Origin of the sequence: Streptomyces sp. NPDC089919 (assembly GCF_040684615.1) — a bacterium.
Taxonomy (GTDB): Bacteria; Actinomycetota; Actinomycetes; order Streptomycetales; family Streptomycetaceae; genus Streptomyces.
This window is the reverse complement of sequence record NZ_JBFBGK010000101.1, coordinates 16,962-30,902: the sequence shown is the minus strand read 5'-3', so window position 1 is coordinate 30,902 and position 13,941 is coordinate 16,962. Positions and strand designations below refer to the sequence as shown.

11 protein-coding genes are annotated in these 13,941 nt (G+C 74.6%); 6 read left to right on the top strand and 5 right to left on the bottom strand.

What is annotated here, in order from left to right:
• The first annotated feature begins 595 nt into the window (after positions 1–595).
• Both AB0O40_RS30320 and ptsP read left to right on the top strand, forming a co-directional pair.
• Positions 596–1,042 (top strand): PTS glucose transporter subunit IIA, encoded by a 447-nt coding sequence (locus AB0O40_RS30320; protein WP_365048347.1) that lies wholly within the window; start codon positions 596–598, stop codon positions 1,040–1,042.
• Between the two features lie 77 nt (positions 1,043–1,119).
• A complete protein-coding gene (ptsP, locus tag AB0O40_RS30315; protein WP_365048345.1) occupies positions 1,120–2,790 on the top strand; it encodes a phosphoenolpyruvate--protein phosphotransferase in 1,671 nt (556 codons plus the stop codon).
• 88 nt (positions 2,791–2,878) lie between these two features.
• Here ptsP and AB0O40_RS30310 read toward each other — a convergent pair whose 3' ends face one another.
• Both AB0O40_RS30310 and AB0O40_RS30305 read right to left on the bottom strand, forming a co-directional pair.
• The gene (locus tag AB0O40_RS30310; protein ID WP_365048343.1) at positions 2,879–3,778 is read right to left on the bottom strand and encodes a hypothetical protein; all 900 of its coding nucleotides are present in this window, start codon (positions 3,776–3,778) and stop codon (positions 2,879–2,881) included.
• A gap of 24 nt (positions 3,779–3,802) precedes the next feature.
• The gene (locus AB0O40_RS30305) at positions 3,803–5,119 is read right to left on the bottom strand and encodes an MFS transporter (RefSeq protein WP_365048341.1); all 1,317 of its coding nucleotides are present in this window, start codon (positions 5,117–5,119) and stop codon (positions 3,803–3,805) included.
• Positions 5,120–5,140: 21 nt separating this feature from the next.
• On the opposite strand from AB0O40_RS30305, the gene AB0O40_RS30300 reads away from it, so the two are divergent.
• Positions 5,141–6,484: an aminotransferase class I/II-fold pyridoxal phosphate-dependent enzyme gene (locus tag AB0O40_RS30300; RefSeq protein ID WP_365048339.1), complete on the top strand. Its 1,344-nt coding sequence runs from the start codon at positions 5,141–5,143 to the stop codon at positions 6,482–6,484.
• Positions 6,485–6,554: 70 nt separating this feature from the next.
• On the opposite strand, the gene AB0O40_RS30295 is transcribed toward AB0O40_RS30300, so the two are convergent.
• A complete protein-coding gene (locus AB0O40_RS30295; RefSeq protein WP_365048337.1) occupies positions 6,555–8,540 on the bottom strand; it encodes an acetoacetate--CoA ligase in 1,986 nt (661 codons plus the stop codon).
• 211 nt (positions 8,541–8,751) lie between these two features.
• On the opposite strand from AB0O40_RS30295, the gene AB0O40_RS30290 reads away from it, so the two are divergent.
• Positions 8,752–11,199, top strand: a complete 2,448-nt coding sequence (locus AB0O40_RS30290; RefSeq protein ID WP_365048335.1) for a glycoside hydrolase family 31 protein — start codon at positions 8,752–8,754, stop codon at positions 11,197–11,199.
• A gap of 238 nt (positions 11,200–11,437) precedes the next feature.
• Here the strand turns inward: AB0O40_RS30290 and AB0O40_RS30285 are convergent, their stop codons facing one another.
• Both AB0O40_RS30285 and AB0O40_RS30280 read right to left on the bottom strand, forming a co-directional pair.
• On the bottom strand, positions 11,438–12,079 hold the full coding sequence (locus AB0O40_RS30285; RefSeq protein WP_365048334.1) for a 1,4-alpha-glucan branching protein: 642 nt from the start codon (positions 12,077–12,079) through the stop codon (positions 11,438–11,440).
• A 65-nt stretch (positions 12,080–12,144) separates the two neighbouring features.
• A complete protein-coding gene (locus tag AB0O40_RS30280) occupies positions 12,145–12,660 on the bottom strand; it encodes an NUDIX domain-containing protein (protein ID WP_365048332.1) in 516 nt (171 codons plus the stop codon).
• Between the two features lie 24 nt (positions 12,661–12,684).
• On the opposite strand from AB0O40_RS30280, the gene AB0O40_RS30275 reads away from it, so the two are divergent.
• Both AB0O40_RS30275 and AB0O40_RS30270 read left to right on the top strand, forming a co-directional pair.
• Positions 12,685–13,569 carry a M15 family metallopeptidase gene (locus tag AB0O40_RS30275; protein WP_365048330.1) on the top strand — a complete coding sequence of 295 codons (885 nt, stop codon included), beginning with the start codon at positions 12,685–12,687 and terminating at the stop codon, positions 13,567–13,569.
• Positions 13,551–13,931 carry a DUF962 domain-containing protein gene (locus AB0O40_RS30270; protein WP_365048328.1) on the top strand — a complete coding sequence of 127 codons (381 nt, stop codon included), beginning with the start codon at positions 13,551–13,553 and terminating at the stop codon, positions 13,929–13,931. The genes AB0O40_RS30275 and AB0O40_RS30270 overlap by 19 nt, the downstream gene beginning before the upstream one ends.
• Positions 13,932–13,941 lie beyond the last annotated feature (10 nt).

Genomic DNA, 13,941 nt, shown 5'->3' with positions numbered 1-13,941 from the left:
GGAACCTCAACTCACCGAAGTGAGTCGGGGTATCAACTTCTGGCGTTGATTTTTGGCACGCTGTTGAGTTCTCAAGGTGCGGACGCTTCCTTTGTTCCCGTTTCCGGGCCCTCCGGGCGCTTCCTTCGTTCTTGCGTTTCCGACTCTATCAGACCTTTTCGATCCGATTTCCTCGGTGCTTTCCGGTTCCAGCTCGCTTTCGCGGCTATTCCCTTTCGGCGTTCCCCAACCGTATCAGCGTTTTTCCTTCGCTCTGACCACTCGCTCCGCTTGCATGCGGGGCGCGCCGAAAGATCGAGATCGGATCGACTTGATAAGGGGGGTGCCCGCCTCTGTCGTTCACGCGAAGTTCACGTGGCCGGTCGGGCAGGACTTACGACAGTACAGCTCGCCCAGGGGCCAGGCAAATCGGTGCCGACTTGTGGTCTAGTCCACCGGTCTAGTCCACTAGTCTCCGGGTCCAAGGGCCAGCCCAGGTAGGGACTAATACCGAAGCGAACCCGGACTTCTTATGACATACCCTTCTCAACAGTAGGTCGTTCGCACACACGTAGTGACGACGACACGACGAAGCCCCACCCCTGGGAGGCCATCCATGACCACCGTGACGTCCCCTCTTGCCGGGACCGCCATCGGACTCGCGGCAGTGCCCGACCCGGTGTTCTCCGGCGCGATGGTGGGTCCGGGTACCGCCATCGACCCCGTACGCGAGCCCTCGGAGGCGGTCGCGCCGGTCGACGGCGTCATCGTCTCCCTGCACCCGCACGCGTTCGTGGTGGTCGACGGCAACGGCCACGGTGTGCTGACCCACCTCGGGATCGACACCGTCCAGCTCAACGGCCAGGGCTTCGAGCTCCTTGTGAACAAGGGCGACACCGTCACCCGCGGTCAGGCGGTCGTGCGCTGGAACCCGGCCGACGTCGAGGCGGCCGGCAAGTCCCCGATCTGCCCGATCGTGGCTCTGGAGGCTTCCGCGGACGCCCTGTCGGAGCTGGCCGAGGGCGAAGTGAAGGCCGGGGACTCGCTCTTCAACTGGGCCTGACATCGGCTTCCGCCGCACAGGCGGCTCGGACATTCATCGTGGCGGACGCGACCGCCGCACAATCGGAGACGGGTGAGATGGAGACAACGCTGCGAGGCGTCGGCGTGAGCCACGGTGTGGCGATCGGCGAAGTTCGGCACATGGGCACGGCGGTTCTGGAGCCGCCGGCCAAGCAGATCCCCGCGGAGGACGCGGAGCGCGAGCAGGGGCGCGCCCGCAAGGCCGTGGACGCCGTGGCGGCCGACCTGATCGCCCGCGGGCAGCTGGCCGGTGGCGAGGCCCAGCACGTGCTCGAGGCCCAGGCCATGATGGCGCAGGACCCCGAGCTGATGGCGGACGTCGACCGGCGGATCGCCGTCGGCAGCACCGCCGAGCGCGGCGTCTACGACGCCTTCGCCTCCTACCGCGAGCTGCTGGCCGGTGCCGGCGAGTACATGGCCGGCCGGGTGGCCGACCTCGATGACGTGCGCAACCGCATCGTCGCCCGGCTGCTGGGCGTGCCGATGCCGGGTGTGCCGGACAGCGACGAGCCGTACGTGCTCATCGCCCGGGACCTGGCGCCGGCGGACACCGCGCTGCTCGACCCGGCGCTGGTGCTGGGCTTCGTGACCGAGGAGGGCGGGCCGACCAGCCACAGCGCCATCCTGGCGCGCGCCCTGGGCGTGCCGGCCGTGGTCGCGCTGCCGGGTGCCGGTGAGCTGGCCGAGGGTACGGTCGTGGCCGTGGACGGCAGCACCGGTGACATCTTCGTGGAGCCGAGCCCCGAGAAGCGGGCCGAGCTGGAGGCTGCGGCAGCCGAGCGGAAGGCCGCGCTGGCGGCCTCCTCCGGTCCCGGTGCCACCTCCGACGGGCACAAGGTGCCGCTGCTCGCGAACGTGGGCGGTCCGGCGGACGTGCCGGCGGCCGTGGAGGCGGGCGCCGAGGGCGTCGGGCTGTTCCGCACCGAGTTCCTTTTCCTGGACGACAGCAAGAAGGCGCCGTCCGAGGAGAAGCAGATCGAGTCCTACCGCAAGGTGCTCGAGGCCTTCCCCGAGGGCCGGGTGGTGGTCCGGGTGCTCGACGCGGGCGCCGACAAGCCGCTGGACTTCCTGACGCCGGGCGACGAGCCGAACCCGGCGCTGGGCGTGCGCGGTCTGCGGAGCCTGCTGGACCACCCCGAGGTGCTGCGGACCCAGCTGACCGCGCTGGCCAAGGCGGCCGAGGGGCTGCCGGTCTACCTCGAGGTCATGGCGCCGATGGTGGCCGACCGCGCGGACGCCAAGGCCTTCGCCGACGCCTGCCGCGAGGCGGGGCTGCAGGCGAAGTTCGGTGCGATGGTGGAGATCCCCTCCGCCGCGCTGCGGGCCCGCTCGATCCTGCAGGAGGTGGAGTTCCTGTCGCTGGGTACCAACGACCTGGCGCAGTACGCCTTCGCCGCGGACCGGCAGGTCGGTGCGGTGTCCCGGCTGCAGGACCCGTGGCAGCCGGCGCTGCTCGACCTGATCGCGATGTCGGCCGAGGCCGCCAAGGCGGAGGGCAAGAGCTGCGGCGTCTGTGGCGAGGCGGCTTCCGACCCGCTGCTGGCGTGCGTCCTGACGGGGCTGGGCGTGACCAGCCTGTCCATGGGTGCGGCGTCGATCCCGTACGTGCGCGCGACGCTGGCGAAGTACACGCTGGCCCAGTGCGAGCGGGCCGCCGCGGCGGCCCGGGCGGCGGACTCGGCCGACGAGGCGCGGGTGGCGGCGCAGGCGGTGCTGTCCGGCGAGTGATCGCCGGCGCGCGCCGTGTGCGTGTGACGCAGTGACGTGAGAAGGGGCTCCCGGCCGGACGGCGGGGAGCCCCTTCGTCGTCCCCTGCTCAGTCCTCCCCCGGGCGGTGCGGTGGTGAGTCGTCCACCGGGAAGCCGGGGAGGTGTTCGACGCCGGGCTCGGGCGGGACCGGTTCGCCGGTCTCGGCGTCGGTGCAGTAGGCGTCGAAGACCTCGGCGGCGGTCAGCGGGCGGACCCGGCCGGCGTCGAGGCGCCAGGCGTGCACCCGGTCGGGGTCGCCTGGGTGCATGGTGCGCAGGACCAGTCCGCCGGGGCCGCGCAGGGCGAGGCCGGCGGCCAGGACGGTGACGAAGTCCAGTCCGTCGCGGCCGTCGGGCCGGGCGGGCCGGCCGGGGGCCGGGCTCTGGGCGTGCAGCACGGCGGTGAGCTGTTCGTCGTCGGCCGGGACGCTGCACACGAGGTGGTGGGCGCCGGGACCGGCGCGGTCGACGAGGTCCCGCAGAATGCGGGTGGCCCGCTCGAAGGAGCCGTGGCCGATGTCCTCGCCGCAGTCGGCGCAGGGGCCGAGTCCGGCCAGGAGGAGGGTGGCGTACTCCCAGGTGGCCTGGCGGACGGTCTCGTCGACGATCAGGGGGACGAGCTCGGACAGGGGGCGGCCGTCGTAGGGCAGGCCCGCTCCGGTGCCGGCGACCTCGGCGGTGAAGCGGGTGCGGGCCGCGGCCGAGTCGGGGTCGAGCCCGCTCTCGGTGCAGTAGGAGTCGAACTCCTCGGGGTCGAAGAGCGTGAGGGTGGTGTGGATGCCCTGGGCGGCGAGTGATCTGAGGAGTCCTTCGACCTGCCGGAGATAGGTCTGATGGTCCTCGAACGGAAAGCTGGGATAGCGGGCCATGGCCGCGAAGTCCTCGGGGTCGGCGAGCAGGCCGACGGTGCTCGGGACTTCGCGGCGCAGGCTGCGGCGCAGGCTTCCGGGGTGCTTGGTGTACGCCATGGTTCCCCCCAACGGCGACGGTGGTCAGTGCTCACTCACCGTAACCGGGGGTACTGACATCGTGACGGGGCCGGGGGCGTCGGGGGCGGTGCGCGGGGTGGTGCGGGGGCCCACCAGGCGGTGCTGGCCGAAGCTCGTGAGGGCGAGGGCGGCGCCGACGGCGGCCCAGGCGAGGGGGCCGGCGGCGACCGCGACGGTGACGACCAGGGGGCCGGCGCTGCGCTGGGCGGAGGAGGCCAGACCGTGCACGCCGAGGTAGGCGCCCTGGGAGTGTTCCGGCGCGAGGGCCAGGGAGAGCTCCCAGGAGGCGGTGGCGTGCAGCATCTCGGCGAGGGTCAGGGCGGTGGCGGCGAGGGTGAGGAAGACCGCGGCCGTCCAGGTGCCGCCGTAGGCCGAGGCGGTCATGGCGAGGCAGCCGAGGGCGTAGCAGGCGGCGAGCGGCCGGAGCAGTCCGCGGGCGGCCGGGGCGGTGGTGCCGAAGCGGGCCAGCGGGACCTGGAAGCAGACGACCAGGACGTTGTTGAGCACCATCAGCAGGGGGACGAGGCCGGGCGGGGCGTCGGTGGTGTGCACGACCCAGAGCGGGATGCCGACCTTGAAGATGGCGTCGTCGAGGAAGAGCACGGCCTCGGTGAGGGCGAAGAGCAGGTAGGTGCGGTCGCGCCAGGGGCTGCGCGGGGCGTCGGCGGGGGCGGCGGCGGGGCCGGCGCCGGTGGACCCGGCGGTGACCACGCGGGAGGGGCCGGCCGGTTCGGCGCAGCGCAGGTAGATGAGCGCCATGCCGAGGTAGGAGAGCGCGTCGCCGATCAGCAGGACGCGGTAGGCCGTGAGGGTGCCGACGGCGAGGGCGCCGGCCGCGGCGAGGCCGCCGGCCGCGTAGCCGAGGTTCATGGCGGTGCGGTTGATGGCCTGGAAGCGGACCCGGTCGGGGCCGCTGATGCGGGCCGCGTAGAGCTTGCCGGTGACGTTGCTGCCGCGGTCGGCGAGCGAGCCGAGGGCGGAGTAGGCGAGCAGCGGCCAGAACTCCCGGCTGGTGAGGAGGGCGAGGGCGGCGGCGGTGCGGGCGAGCTGGAGCAGGGTCAGCAGGCGCAGCAGCGGCATCCGGTCGGCGAGGCGGCCGGCGAGCGGGGCGCCGGCCATGCCGATGCCAGAGGAGACCGCGATCAGGGTGCCGACCTGGGCGATGCCGAGGCCGGCGACGGTGGAGAAGTAGAGGACGGCCGCGGTGGTCCACAGGCCGGTGCCGACCTTGTCGACGAAGGAGACGGCGAGGACGCGGCGGCCGTCGGGTCCGCCGGGTGTGCGGGCGATCAGGTCGGTGCCCCGGGACAGCAGGCTCACGGTTCCCCCTTGACGTGAGTTATGTATCAATACATACTGTGGTACGTGGTGACACAATATTCCTTCACTGGGACGACCGCCAGGGAGATTGCGGCGTCCGTCGAGCGCGCGGTGACCGAGGGGGGCCTCGGGCCCGGTTCGGCGCTGCCCCCGGTGCGCCGGCTGGCCGACGACCTCGGGGTCAGCCCGGGCACCGTCGCCACCGCGTACAAGGAGCTGCGCCAGCGCGGCATCGTGGTGACCCGCGGCCGCGGCGGCACGGTCGTCGCGCACGTGCCGGCGGTGGGCTCCCGCCGGCCACCGCGGGTGCCGCAGGGCGTGGTCGACCTGGCCGGCGGCTATCCCGACCCGGCCTTCCTGCCGGTGCTCGCTCCCCCGGCCGAGGTGGCACCCGTCCAGGGCTCGCACCGGGGCAGTCCACGGCTGCCCGCGCTCGAGGAGCTGTCGCGGGCCTGGTTCGAGCGGGACGGGGTGCCGGCCGACGCACTGACCTTCTCGCACGGCGCGCTGGACTGCATCTCCAGGCTGCTGGCCACCGAGCTCAAGCCGGGCGACAGCGTGGCCGTGGAGGACCCGGGCTTCCACCACCTGCTCGACCTGGTGCCGGCCCTCGGGCTGCGGATGCTCCCGGTGGCGGTGGACGACGAGGGGATCCGGCCCCAGGAGCTGGCGCGGGCGCTGCGGGCCGGGGCCCGGGCGCTGGTGTGCAGCCCGCGCGGCCAGAGCCCGACCGGGGCCCGCTTCACGGCGGGCCGGCGGGCCGAACTGCTGGCCGTGCTGGCCGGGTTCCCCGAGGTGCTGGTGATCGAGGACGACCACAACGCCGATATCGCGGGGGTGCCCCTGCATGCGCTGGTCACCGGCGGGCTGCCCCGGTGGGCGCAGATCCGTACGGCCTCGAAGAGCCTGGGCATCGACCTGCGCTGGGCGGCCGTGGCCTGCGACCCGACCACGCTGGCCCGGCACGACGGCCGGCTGCTGCTCACCTCGGGGTGGGTGAGCCACGTCCTCCAGGAGACGGCGGCCCGGCTGCTGGCGGACGCCACGGCCCAGGTGCTCATCGCCGGGGCCGGACGGGCGTACACCGCGCGGCGCGAGGCGCTGATCGGGGCGCTGGCCCGGTACGGGATCGCCGCCCACGGCCGCAGCGGGCTCAATGTGTGGGTGCCGGTGCGCGACGAGTCGGCGGTGGTCAACGGGCTGCGCACGCACGGCTGGTGGGTGGCGGCCGGGCAGCGCTTCCGGATCGAGGGCGCCCCGGCCGTGCGGATCACCAGCGCGCTGCTGCCGGAGGCCGACGCGGTGCGGCTGGCGGCGGACTTCGCCGGGGTGCTCGGCGACTCCGAGGCGACGTACGGCGGCTGAGGGCCGGCGGCCGCGGGCGGTCCCGTCCCGGTGGGTGCCGGGCCGGTCCGCAGGGACCGGCCCGGCCGGGTCAGGCCTGCTTGCGGGTGCGGGCCAGCTCCTCGTAGAAGCGCAGCAGCCCGAGGTCGTCCACCGAGCCCGCGTTGACGGCCTTGTCCAGGGGGGTGCCCTGGAGGAGGCGCTTGACCGGCACCTCGATGCGCTTGCCCGTCAGGGTGTGCGGGACGCCCGGGACCTCGATGACCTCGTCGGGGACGTGCCGCGGGGAGAGCTCGGCGCGGATGGTGCGCTTGATCTTCTCGCGCAGCGCGTCGTCCAGTTCGGCGCCCGGCACGAGGTGGACGAAGAGCGGCATCCAGTACCCGCCGTCCGCCTCCTCCAGGCCGATGACCAGGGACTCCTTGATCTCCGGAAGGCGCTCGACGGCCTCGTAGATGTCGGCGGAACCCATCCGGACGCCCTGCCGGTTGAGGGTCGAGTCCGAGCGGCCGTGGATGACCACGGAGCCGCGGTCGGTCAGCGTGATCCAGTCGCCGTGCCGCCAGACGCCCGGGAACATCTCGAAGTAGCTGTCGTGGTAGCGGCTGCCGTCCGGGTCGTTCCAGAAGTACACCGGCATCGACGGCATCGGGTTGGTGACCACCAGCTCGCCGACCTCGCCGGTCAGCGGCTTGCCGGCCGGGTCCCAGGACTGCAGGTCGGTGCCCAGGCAGGGGGCCTGGAGCTCGCCGATGTGCACCGGCAGGGTGGGCACCGCGCCCGCGAAGCAGCTGCACACGTCCGTGCCGCCGCTCACGGAGGCGATCCACAGGTCATCGGCCACCTCGTCGTGCAGCCAGCGGAAACCGTCGGGCGGCAGCGGGGAGCCGGTGGTGGCCACGCACTTGACTGCAGAGAGGTCGAAGTCCCGCGCCGGGTGCACCTCCGCCTTCCGGCAGGCCATCACGTACGCCGCGGAGGTGCCGTAGAGGGTGGCGCGGGTGCGCTCGGCGATCCGCCACTGGGCGCCGGTGTCCGGGTAGCCGGGGCTGCCGTCGTAGAGGACCACGGTGGTGCCGGTGAGCAGGCCGGAGACGAGGAAGTTCCACATCATCCAGCCGGTGGAGGTGTACCAGAAGAAGCGGTCCTCGGGGCCCAGGTCGCAGTGCAGGCCGAGCTGCTTGAGGTGTTCGAGGAGGATGCCGCCCTGGGACTGGACGATCGCCTTCGGCAGACCGGTGGTGCCCGAGGAGTAGAGCACCCACAGCGGGTGGTCGAAGGGCACCTGCTCGAAGACCGGCTCGGCGGTGCCGGCGGTCAGCTCGGACCACTCGAGGGCGCCCTCGGGGGCGGCGGTGCCCAGCAGCGGGATGTGCACCACGGCGCGCAGTGAGGGCAGCTCGGCGCGCAGCTCGGCGACGGTGTCCCGGCGGTCGTGCTCCTTGCCGCCGTAGCGGTAGCCGTCGACGGTGAACAGCACCACCGGCTCCACCTGCTGGAAGCGGTCCAGCACGCTGCGGGCGCCGAAGTCGGGCGCGCAGGAGGTCCAGACGGCGCCGACCGCGGCGGTGGCGAGCAGGGCGGTGACGGCCTCGGGGATGTTGGGCAGGTAGCCGCTGACCCGGTCGCCGGGGCGGACGCCCAGCTCCCGCAGCCGGGCCGCGAGGGCGCCGACCTGGCGGCGCAGCTCGCCCCAGGCCACCGGCACGGTCTCGTGGGTCTCGTCCACGTACAGCAGGGCGGCCTCGTCGGCGCGGGCCGGGTCCTCGGCGGCGCGCAGGGCGTGCTCGGCGTAGTTGAGGGTGGCGCCCGGGAACCACTGGGCCCCCGGCATCGCGCGGTCGCCCAGGACCGTCTCGTACGGGGTGCCGAAGCGGACGTCGAACCATTCGGCGACGGCCTGCCAGAAGGTGTCCAGCTCCGTCACCGACCAGCGGTGCAGTGCGGCGTACCCGCCCTCGGCGGGCGCCCCGAACCGCTCGGCGGCCCAGCTCTGGAAGGCCGTGATCCGGGCGGCGGCGATCCGCTCCGGGCTCGGCTGCCACAGGGGCGCGGGCTGCGGAGTGGCTGAGGTCATGGGTCTGGCTCCCGGTCGGTCGGCGGCTGGCGCGTGGTGTGCGTACGGTGCCACCGCGCGGAGGGTGGTGCGCGGAGGCTCACTGGGACCATGCCACGTGATCGACATCCGCACCAGAGCGGTCGGACACAGCGGCGGCAGGTCCCGGATGTGGGTGAACGCCAGTTGAACGGGGCCCTCGCGGACGGCGTCCGATGGCAGGCTGAGCAGCATGAACGCTCGTGATCTCGTACGAACCGTGAAAGACGTGGGCTCGGCGCGCGGTCTGCGCGCCTGGCGCGCGGCCTGGCGCCACGACCGGGCCGACGCCGCGCTGCTGCCGGCCCGGGGTGCGGAGCGCGCCCGGGTGCCGGGGGCGCTCACGGGCGCCGAGCCCCGTCCGGGCGGCGGTCTGGTGCGGTTCGCGCGGTCCGAGCTGCGGGTGCTGGTCGCGGCCGGCGGGGCGGTGTTCTGGGGCTGGGACGGGGCCGGGCCGGCGCCCTCGTACGCGCTGGCGGGCGGGGAGCCGGAGCCGGACCCGCGGGCGGTGCTGGAGCCGGACAAGGACGGCGGCTGGCGGGTGGTCTCGGAGCGGGTGACGGTGTGCGTCTCGCGCAACGGCGCGCTGGAGGTGCGCACTCCGGGCGGCGCCCTGCTCCGCCGGGAGCTGCCGCCGCGCTGGTGGGAGCCGGTGTCCGGGACGGACGGCGCGGACGGCGCGAGCAGGACGGACGGCGCTGACGGGAACGACGGCACGGACGGGTCGGGAGGGCCGGACCGGGCGGTGGGGGGCCGCGGGGCGGTCCGGACGGGCGGGCCGCGCTGGCTCCAGCGGGCCGAGGTCGCCGCCGACGCGCGGTTCTTCGGGCTGGGCGGCCGGGCCGACGGCCCGCGGCTGCGGGACGGCTCCTACCGGCTGTGGAACTCCGACCCCCGGGGCGGCTTCGGTCCCGGGGACGACCCGCTGTACATCACCATGCCGGTGCAGCTGGTGGTCGCCGACGTCGGCACGCACCTGGTCTTCCACGACAACTCCTGGGACGGCCGGGTGACCCTGCGCGAGGGCGAGGAGGGCGCCGGCTCCGGGCAGGACCGGCCGGGGCAGTCCGAACTGCGCATGGAGGGCGGGCCGTTGCGGGCCTGGGTGCTGGTGGGCACGCCCGCGCGGGTGCTGGCGGGCTGGGCCGCGCTGACGGGCGCGCCCGCGGTGCCGCCGGCCTGGGCGCTGGGGTACCAGCACGCGCGCTGGGGGTTCGGCAGCGAGCGGGAGGTGCGCCGGGTGGCCGACGGGTACCGGGAGCGGGAGCTGCCGCTGTCCGCCCTGCACCTGGACATCGACCACTACGACGGGCACCGGGTCTTCACCGTCGACCGGGAGCACTTCCCCGATCTGCCCGGACTGGCCGCGGAGTTGCGGGAGCGGGGGGTGCGGCTGGTGTCCATCGTGGACCCGGCGGTGACCGCGGACGACTCGGATCCGGTGTGCCGGTCGGGGCGGGCGGCCGGGGCCTTCGTCAAGGACGCCCGGGGGCAGGAGGTGCGCGGGGTGGTGTGGCCGGGCGACTGCGTGTACCCGGACTTCACGGACCCGGCGGCCCGGGAGTGGTGGGGCGGGCTGTACGCGGAGCGCCTGGCGCAGGGCTTCTCGGGGGTGTGGCACGACATGAACGAACCGGTGTCCTTCCGGCCGTTCGGGGACATGACACTGCCGCGGTCGGCCCGGCACGCCCTGGAGGGGGCGGGCGGCGACCACCGGGAGGCGCACAACGTCTACGCGCTCGGGATGGCCCGGGCGGGATACGAGGGGCTGGTCCGGCTGCGGCCGGCGGAACGGCCCTTCCTCTTCTCCCGGTCCGGCTGGGCGGGGATGCAGCGGTACGGCGGGACCTGGTCGGGGGACGTGGAGACCGGCTGGCCGGGGCTGCGGGCCTCGCTGGCACTGGTCCTGGGGCTGGGGCTGTGCGGGGTGCCGTACTCGGGGCCGGACGTGGGCGGCTTCGGCGGCTCGCCCTCCCCCGAGCTGTACCTGCGGTGGTTCCAGCTGGGCTCCTACCTGCCGTTCTTCCGTACGCACTCGGCGATCTGGGCGGGGCGGCGGGAGCCGTGGGAGTTCGGCCCGGAGGTGCTGGCGCACGCGCGGGCCGCGCTGGCCGAACGCGAGCGGCTGCGGCCGTACTTCATGACGCTGGCGCACCTGGCGCGGCGGACCGGGGCGCCGTACGTCCGGCCGCTGTGGTGGGGCGCGCCGGAGGACCGGGGGCTGCGGGACTGCGAGGACGCGTTCCTGCTGGGGGACGCGCTGCTGGTGGCACCGGTGCTGGAGCCGGGTGCGGACCGGCGGGCGGTCCGGCTGCCGCGCGGACGCTGGTACGACACGGCGACGGGTACGGCGTACCAGGGGCCGGGCCAGGTCCTGCTGGACGCCCCGGTCGGCCGTACGCCGGTGCTGGCGCGGGCCGGGTCGGTGGTGCCGGTGGCCGGGGCGGCGGGGTGGGAGCTGGAGGTGTGGGCGCCGGCGCTGGGGCGGACCGGGAGCGGGCTGGTGGTGCGGGACACGACGGACGGCTTCGGCGTGCCGGAGGTGGAGCGGTTCACGGTGCGGTGGGTCGGGGGGCAGGTCGTGGTGGAGCGGGACGGGGGTGGGGAGGTGGGGGTGCCGGTGCGGGTGCGGGGGGTGTAGGCGGGGCCCTTTGCACCCGGCCCGGCTGCACCGGTGCTGCGCCCGGTCTGGCTGGGCCCGGTCCGGGCCCCGGCCCGTCTCGGTCCGGTCTGCGCCCGGTGCCGCCTGGTGGGCGCGCGCGGGCCGGTGGGTGGTTTCGGGGCGCTGCCCCGGACCCCGCGCCTCAAACGCCGGCGGGGCTGGATTGCCGTCCCCGGGCCCCAGGCTCGGCATGACCTAGGCCCGGGGGCCGGCATCGTCAGGGCCTGGTCAGGGTGAGGACCTGGGCGGTGATGGGGGTGGTGTCGGGGAGGGTGTGGGGGGCGAGGACTTCTGGGGAGTGCTCGGTGGGGTGGGTGTGGGGGGTCAGGTGGCGGAGGACGGTGAGGGAGTCGTGGTCGGTGAGGGCCACTTCGGTGCCCTCGGGGGTGTCCGTGACGGCCGGCGGGACGGTGGGGGTGGGCAGCGCGGCGGGGCGGTGGACGACGACGCCGGCGGCGGGGACGCCTGACTCGTTCTGGTCCTGGGCGGTGGCGCGGCCGTCGAGGAGGGCGAGGGCCTGGGCGACGAAGACCGGGTCGTGGGCGGCGTCGTAGATCCAGCGGGTGCCGAGCACGCCGTGCTCGGAGGTCCCGATCAGCCCCGCCTCGGCCCCGGCGAGCGGCGCGCCCCGGTAGGTGACCGGGACCTGGTACGCGACCGGCTCCGCACCGCTTCCGTCGGTGACCACCATGAGCTCGATGCCCACCTCCCCCGCCGGGTCGTCCAGCCGGAAGCCCCCGGCCTTGGCCAGCTCGGGTACGCCCGCCGCACCGCCCCGGTACCAGGGTCGGCCGGGCAGCCAGGCGGTGAGCAGTTCCAGCTTGGTCGGGGTCATGGTGGTGCGGTGGATGACGGCCATGCCTGCGGTGCGCCTCTCGTCGGTGCGTCGGCCCGCTGCCGCGCGGGCGTCCCGGGCGGGACGGCTCAACCGTACTGGCCCCCGAACCAGTTGGCGGCGGCGGTGGTGTGCAGCGGGAAGGCCAGCGGGGCGGCGGCGGGCAGCACCTGCCAGCCGGTGGTCTCCGAGGTCGGTACCGGCGGCGGGAGTTCGGCCACGGGCCGGGCCGGCAGCAGGCCGAACAGGAGCAGGTGCCCGGCCGGGGAGCTGAGCGCGTCGGCGAGCCGGACCTGCTCGGCCGGGGCGGTGATGCCGGTCTCCTCGCGCAGTTCGCGGACCACGGCCGTGCGCCAGTCCTCGCCGTGGTCGATGAACCCGCCGGGCAGGGCGGTGCCGCCGCGGGCCGGTTCGATCGTGCGGGTGATGACCACCAGCCCCGTGCCGGTGTCCGTGCCGGTCACCGGCAGCAGGCACACCGCCACCGGGAGCGGGTTGCGGTAGGCGGTGGCGCCGCAGCCCGGGCACTGGCGGGGCCAGCCGGCCGCGGTCGGGTAGGGGGCTCCGCAGGAGGAGCAGTGCGAGTCCTTCACCGGTGCTGACACGAGGGGGATGGTAGAGGAAGGGGCATGGATCGGCTGGATTTCTCATGGATGTGGACCGCGATGCCGCTGCGGGCGCGGGTGCCCGGGTCGGGGCGGGTCTCCGGGGGACGGCGGGGGCGGGGCGGGACCGGGTGGCGGGCCGGGACCGGGTGGCGGGCCGGGGTGGCCGTGGCGGCCGCCGGGCTGGTGCTGGGCGCGGCGCCGGCCCCGGGTGGGCCGTGGCGGGCGCCCGGTCCGGAGCCCGCCACGGCCACCCTGGCCCCCGTCCTCGTGCCGCTCGCCGCCGTGGACCCCGGTATCGCCCAGGACATCCGGTACGCCTCCGCGCACAACTTCGTCGGCGTGCCGGTGGACGGGTACCGGGAGCCGGTCTGCCTGTTGACCCCGGCGGCGGCGCGGGCGCTGCACCGGGTGCAGCTGTCGCTGGCGGTCCGGGGGCTGCGGCTGGGGGTGTACGACTGCTACCGGCCCCAGCGGGCGGTGGACCACTTCGTCCGGTGGGCGCAGGACCTCGGCGACCAGCGGACCAAGGCGGAGTTCTACCCGCGGGTCGACAAGTCCCGGCTCTTCGCGGAGGGGTACATCGCCGCGCGGTCCGGGCACAGCCGGGGCAGCACCGTGGACCTGACGCTGCTGGAGCTGTCCACCGGCCGGCCGGTGGAGACGGGTACGCCCTTCGACCTCTTCGACCCCCGCTCCCACACCGACGATCCGGGCACCGCCCCGGTGGCGCGGGCGAACCGGCGGCTGCTGCGCTCGGCGATGGCCGCGCAGGGCTTCGTCAACCTGCCCGAGGAGTGGTGGCACTTCACGCTCCGCGCGGAGCCGTACCCCGCAAGCTACTTCGACGTCCCGGTCACACGGACCGCGGGCCGCAGTACGGTCGGGGCATGGCAGCAGAGCGAATAGCCGCGCAACCGGCGGCGGACGAGCGCACCTTCGACTCCTACGAGGAGTTCTGGCCCTACTACGTCGCCATGCACTCGCGCGCGGCGACCCGGTGGGTGCACCTGACGGGCACCCTGACCGGGCTGGCGCTGAGCGCGTACGGGCTGGCCCGGGGGCGGCGGCGGTACGCCCTGGCCCTCCCGCTGATCGGGTACGGCACGGCCTGGCCGGCGCACTTCCTGATCGAGCGGAACAACCCGGCGACCTTCGGTCATCCGGCCTGGTCGCTGCGGGGGGACGCGCAGATGATCCGGATGATGCTGGCCGGCCGGGACGCCGAGTTGGCCGTGATCGCGCAGAAGTGGCTGGCCGAGAACCGCTGACCGGGAGCCC

Bases quoted from the DNA above. Each gene is read 5' to 3' on its own strand.
- AB0O40_RS30320 (WP_365048347.1), top strand. From the start codon at position 596: ATGACCACCGTGACGTCCCCTCTTGCCGGGACCGCCATCGGACTCGCG.
- AB0O40_RS30285 (WP_365048334.1), bottom strand. From the start codon at position 12,079: ATGGCCGTCATCCACCGCACCACCATGACCCCGACCAAGCTGGAACTG.
- AB0O40_RS30270 (WP_365048328.1), top strand. From the start codon at position 13,551: ATGGCAGCAGAGCGAATAGCCGCGCAACCGGCGGCGGACGAGCGCACC.
- AB0O40_RS30310 (WP_365048343.1), bottom strand. From the start codon at position 3,778: ATGGCGTACACCAAGCACCCCGGAAGCCTGCGCCGCAGCCTGCGCCGC.
- AB0O40_RS30290 (WP_365048335.1), top strand. From the start codon at position 8,752: ATGAACGCTCGTGATCTCGTACGAACCGTGAAAGACGTGGGCTCGGCG.
- AB0O40_RS30300 (WP_365048339.1), top strand. From the start codon at position 5,141: ATGTATCAATACATACTGTGGTACGTGGTGACACAATATTCCTTCACT.
- AB0O40_RS30295 (WP_365048337.1), bottom strand. From the start codon at position 8,540: ATGACCTCAGCCACTCCGCAGCCCGCGCCCCTGTGGCAGCCGAGCCCG.
- AB0O40_RS30275 (WP_365048330.1), top strand. From the start codon at position 12,685: ATGGATCGGCTGGATTTCTCATGGATGTGGACCGCGATGCCGCTGCGG.
- ptsP (WP_365048345.1), top strand. From the start codon at position 1,120: ATGGAGACAACGCTGCGAGGCGTCGGCGTGAGCCACGGTGTGGCGATC.